At 48.6% G+C, this 5,574-nt stretch carries 2 tRNA genes and 3 rRNA genes; all 5 read right to left on the reverse strand.

Annotated elements, in window-relative coordinates:
* Positions 1–8: 8 nt before the first annotated feature.
* Positions 9–122 (reverse strand): 5S ribosomal RNA (gene rrf / locus ACT3QR_RS13750).
* 148 nt (positions 123–270) lie between these two features.
* A 23S ribosomal RNA gene (locus ACT3QR_RS13755) occupies positions 271–3,126 on the reverse strand.
* 341 nt (positions 3,127–3,467) lie between these two features.
* A tRNA-Ala gene (locus ACT3QR_RS13760) sits at positions 3,468–3,543 on the reverse strand.
* Between the two features lie 9 nt (positions 3,544–3,552).
* Positions 3,553–3,629 (reverse strand) — tRNA-Ile (locus tag ACT3QR_RS13765).
* A gap of 75 nt (positions 3,630–3,704) precedes the next feature.
* Positions 3,705–5,243, reverse strand: a 16S ribosomal RNA gene (locus ACT3QR_RS13770).
* The 16S, 23S and 5S rRNA genes sit together here with 2 tRNA genes alongside, the layout of an rRNA operon.
* Positions 5,244–5,574: the final 331 nt, after the last annotated feature.

Genomic DNA, 5,574 nt, shown 5'->3' on the forward strand with positions numbered 1-5,574 from the left:
GAATAGAGAGCTGACGATGACCTACTCTCACATGGGCGAACCACACTACCATTGGCGCAACGATGTTTCACTTCTGAGTTCGGGAAGGGATCAGGTGGGGCCATCGCGCTATTGTCGTCAGCAAAGGGGGTTAGATATGAGTCTGTTTTATAGTTTTACTTATTTGACTAAGTATCACTTAACCTAACTGAATCAAGGTTAAAGGTGATATCGAAATGTTCTGTCTATGACAGATTAATTAGACTTGTATACAAACCACTTGGGTGTTGTATGGTCAAGCCAAACGAGCAATTAGTACAGGTTAGCTACACGCATCGCTGCGCTTCCACACCCTGCCTATCAACGTCCTAGTCTTGAACGGCTCTTTAGGGAAATCTAATCTTGAGGTGGGCTTCCCGCTTAGATGCTTTCAGCGGTTATCCCATCCGAACGTAGCTACCGGGCAATGCCATTGGCATGACAACCCGAACACCAGTGGTTCGTCCACTCTGGTCCTCTCGTACTAGGAGCAGATCCTCTCAAATTTCCAACGCCCACGGTAGATAGGGACCGAACTGTCTCACGACGTTCTAAACCCAGCTCGCGTACCTCTTTAAATGGCGAACAGCCATACCCTTAGGACCTGCTTCAGCCCTAGGATGAGATGAGCCGACATCGAGGTGCCAAACACCGCCGTCGATATGAACTCTTGGGCGGTATCAGCCTGTTATCCCCAGAGTACCTTTTATCCGTTGAGCGATGGCCCTTCCATACAGAACCACCGGATCACTAAGACCTACTTTCGTACCTGCTCGACTTGTGGGTCTCGCAGTTAAGCGCGCTTTTGCCTTTATACTCTACGACCGATTTCCGACCGGTCTGAGCGCACCTTCGTACTCCTCCGTTACTCTTTAGGAGGAGACCGCCCCAGTCAAACTACCCACCATACATTGTCCTCGGTATTGTTATACCTGAGTTAGAACCCCAACATGACCAGGGTGGTATTTCAAGATTGGCTCCACCAAGACTAGCGTCTCGGCTTCAAAGCCTCCCACCTATCCTGCACAAGTCAGGTCAAAGTTCAATGTAAAGCTGTAGTAAAGGTTCACGGGGTCTTTCCGTCTAGCCGCGGGTACACAGCATCTTCACTGCGATTTCGATTTCACTGAGTCTCTGCTGGAGACAGCGCTGCCATCATTATGTCATTCGTGCAGGTCGGAACTTACCCGACAAGGAATTTCGCTACCTTAGGACCGTTATAGTTACGGCCGCCGTTTACTGGGGCTTCGATCAAGAGCTTCGCTTACGCTAACCCCATCAATTAACCTTCCAGCACCGGGCAGACATCACACCCTATACGTCCACTTTCGTGTTTGCAGAGTGCTGTGTTTTTAATAAACAGTTGCAGCAGCCTGGTATCTGCGACTGCCAGCAGCTCAAGGAGCAAGTCCTATCACCACCAACAGCGTACCTTCTCCCGAAGTTACGGTACCATTTTGCCTAGTTCCTTCAGCAGAGTTCTCTCAAGCGCCTTGGTATTCTCTACCTGATCACCTGTGTCGGTTTAGGGTACGATTCGTTTATAACTATTGCTTAGAAGCTTTTCCTGGAAGCATGGTATTTGCCACTTCGCTGTACAAGTACAGCTTGCTATCAGATCTCGGTATAGAATAGCCCGGATTTACCTAAGCTATAAACCTACATCCTTTCACCTGGACAACCAACGCCAGGCTGACATAACCTTCTCCGTCCCTCCATCGCATTATAAACAAGTATCGGAATATTAACCGATTTCCCATCGACTACGCCTTTCGGCCTCGCCTTAGGGGTCGACTCACCCAGCCCCGATTAACGTTGGACTGGAACCCTTGATCTTCCGGCGTGCGAGCTTTTCACTCGCATTATCGTTACTCACGTCAGCATTCGCTCTTGTGATACCTCCAGCATGCTTTACAACACACCTTCACAGGCTTACACAACGCTCCCCTACCACTTGAAAACAAATTCAAATCCGCAGCTTCGGCTCCTAGTTTGAGCCCCGTTACATCTTCCGCGCGGGCCGACTCGACTAGTGAGCTATTACGCTTTCTTTAAAGGATGGCTGCTTCTAAGCCAACCTCCTAGCTGTCTATGCCTTCCCACCTCGTTTCCCACTTAACTAGGAATTTGGGGCCTTAGCTGGCGGTCTGGGTTGTTTCCCTCTCCACGATGGACGTTAGCACCCACCGTGTGTCTCCCGGATATCACTCATCGGTATTCGGAGTTTGCATCGGTTTGGTAAGTCGGTATGACCCCCTAGCCGAAACAGTGCTCTACCCCCAATGGTGTTCGTCCGAGGCGCTACCTAAATAGCTTTCGGGGAGAACCAGCTATCACCGAGTTTGATTAGCCTTTCACCCCTATCCACAAGTCATCCCCTGGCTTTTCAACGACAGTGGGTTCGGTCCTCCGGTGCCTGTTACGGCACTTTCAACCTGCTCATGGATAGATCACTCGGTTTCGGGTCTATACCCTGCAACTAGACGCCCTATTAAGACTCGGTTTCCCTACGGCTCCCCTAAACGGTTAACCTTGCTACAGAATATAAGTCGCTGACCCATTATACAAAAGGTACGCGGTCACCCAACAAGTGGGCTCCCACTGCTTGTACGCACACGGTTTCAGGTTCTATTTCACTCCCCTCACAGGGGTTCTTTTCGCCTTTCCCTCACGGTACTGGTTCACTATCGGTCAGTCAGGAGTATTTAGCCTTGGAGGATGGTCCCCCCATCTTCAAACAGGATTTCTCGTGCCCCGCTCTACTTAATATGTTAACGCTAATGTTTCGAATACAGGACTATCACCTACTACGGTCAGCTTTCCCACGCTGTTCTTCTACATTAGCACTAATCGGCTTCTCCCCGTTCGCTCGCCGCTACTAGGGGAATCTCAATTGATGTCTCTTCCTAAGGGTACTGAGATGTTTCACTTCCCCTCGTTCGCTTCCTAATAAATTAGGATAGCTAGCTTATGCTAGCTGGGTTTCCCCATTCAGAAATCTCCGGATCACAGGATATTGCCGCCTCCCCGAAGCTTATCGCAGGCTGTCACGTCTTTCATCGCCTCTGACTGCCAAGGCATCCACCATGTGCGCTTCATTACTTGACCATACAACCCCAAGTAGTCTTTCGACTTCTAAGTGTCATACAATCTAATTATGATAACGATATCACCTAATTTTATACGCTTGATTCAGTTCTCTTTACTTTTTTAGTAATCAACCCCTGGGATAACAACTGATGTCGTTAAGAGGTCGATTACTAAGGTTAGGAAGTGCGCGTGAACACGCGCTTCCTAACCCAGACTCATATCTATGTTTTTAAATAGTCTCTATGCTCTCGTCGAGTCACAGATTCTGTATAAAACAGAAAGAAGTAATCAATCACAATCACTTGTTTCTATTTAATACCTATTTTATTTATTTAGCACTCTAAGCTTAACTAAAGTAGTGGTGGAGCCAAACGGAGTCGAACCGTTGACCTCCTGCGTGCAAGGCAGGCGCTCTACCAACTGAGCTATGGCCCCATTGTAAAATGGTGGGTCTAGGTGGACTTGAACCACCGACCCCCGCGTTATCAACACGGTGCTCTAACCAGCTGAGCTACAGACCCTAATACGTTTGTCAAAAACGTAAGCTTAAACTAAAGAACAACTTGTTGTGAATTCTTGCTGACCGAATGCGTCTATAAGGAGGTGATCCAGCCGCAGGTTCCCCTACGGCTACCTTGTTACGACTTCACCCCAGTCATCAACCACACCGTGGTGAACGCTCCCCCGAAGGTTAAGCTATCCACTTCTGGTGCAATCAACTCCCATGGTGTGACGGGCGGTGTGTACAAGGCCCGGGAACGTATTCACCGCGGCATTCTGATCCGCGATTACTAGCGATTCCTACTTCATGGAGTCGAGTTGCAGACTCCAATCTGGACTACGATAGGCTTTTTGAGATTCGCATCACATCGCTGTGTAGCTGCCCTCTGTACCTACCATTGTAGCACGTGTGTAGCCCTGGTCGTAAGGGCCATGATGACTTGACGTCGTCCCCGCCTTCCTCCAGTTTGTCACTGGCAGTATCCTTAGAGTTCCCGGCTTAACCCGCTGGTAACTAAGGACAAGGGTTGCGCTCGTTGCGGGACTTAACCCAACATCTCACGACACGAGCTGACGACAGCCATGCAGCACCTGTATTCTAATTCCCGAAGGCACTCCCGCATCTCTGCAGGATTCTAGATATGTCAAGACCAGGTAAGGTTCTTCGCGTTGCATCGAATTAAACCACATGCTCCACCGCTTGTGCGGGCCCCCGTCAATTCATTTGAGTTTTAACCTTGCGGCCGTACTCCCCAGGCGGTCTACTTATTGCGTTAGCTGCGTCACTAAGTCCTCAAGGGACCCAACGACTAGTAGACATCGTTTACGGCGTGGACTACCAGGGTATCTAATCCTGTTTGCTACCCACGCTTTCGAGCCTCAGTGTCAGTATGATGCCAGGAAGCTGCCTTCGCCATCGGTATTCCTTCAGATCTCTACGCATTTCACCGCTACACCTGAAATTCTACTTCCCTCTCACCTACTCTAGCCTAACAGTTTCAGATGCAGTTCCCAGGTTAAGCCCGGGGATTTCACATCTGACTTATCAAGCCACCTACGCTCGCTTTACGCCCAGTAATTCCGATTAACGCTTGCACCCTCTGTATTACCGCGGCTGCTGGCACAGAGTTAGCCGGTGCTTATTCTGCAGCTAATGTCATCGTCCGTGGGTATTAACCACGGAGTCTTCTTCACTGCTTAAAGTGCTTTACAACCAAAAGGCCTTCTTCACACACGCGGCATGGCTGGATCAGGGTTTCCCCCATTGTCCAATATTCCCCACTGCTGCCTCCCGTAGGAGTCCGGGCCGTGTCTCAGTCCCGGTGTGGCTGATCATCCTCTCAGACCAGCTACAGATCGTCGCCATGGTAGGCCTTTACCCCACCATCTAGCTAATCCGACTTAGGCTCATCTAATAGCGAGAGCAACAAGTTGCCCCCTTTCTCCCGTAGGACGTATGCGGTATTAATTCGAGTTTCCCCGAGCTATCCCCCACTACTAGGTAGATTCCTAAGTATTACTCACCCGTCCGCCGCTCGACGCCTAGGAGCAAGCTCCTATCGTTTCCGCTCGACTTGCATGTGTTAAGCCTGCCGCCAGCGTTCAATCTGAGCCATGATCAAACTCTTCAGTTTAATCTTGCTATGAAGCTCTTTAAAGAAGCTTCTAAACTTGGCTCATCTAATCTGGCAAAATCGCTAAAAATTATGTTCGTAATGAATTAACTTTGAGTTTTTCTGCTGTCTTAAATGATAATTTTTATAGTTAATAATCTTTCCGAAAAGAAAAGATAGTCAACTTTATTTTTTAGCATTCTGAATCAGCAAAAATCCACACAAGTTGTTCTTTAGTTATGCTTTTAAATAATGTCTGACACTGTCGTCCAGTGCTAGTTTTTCAAACTAAATATTCAAGCCAATATGGCTTATCCTATTTAGCGAGCTGACCATCATATCATCTTTTAAT

This window comes from Psychrobacter sp. AOP7-B1-25 (assembly GCF_052376195.1).
Taxonomy (GTDB): domain Bacteria; phylum Pseudomonadota; class Gammaproteobacteria; order Pseudomonadales; family Moraxellaceae; genus Psychrobacter.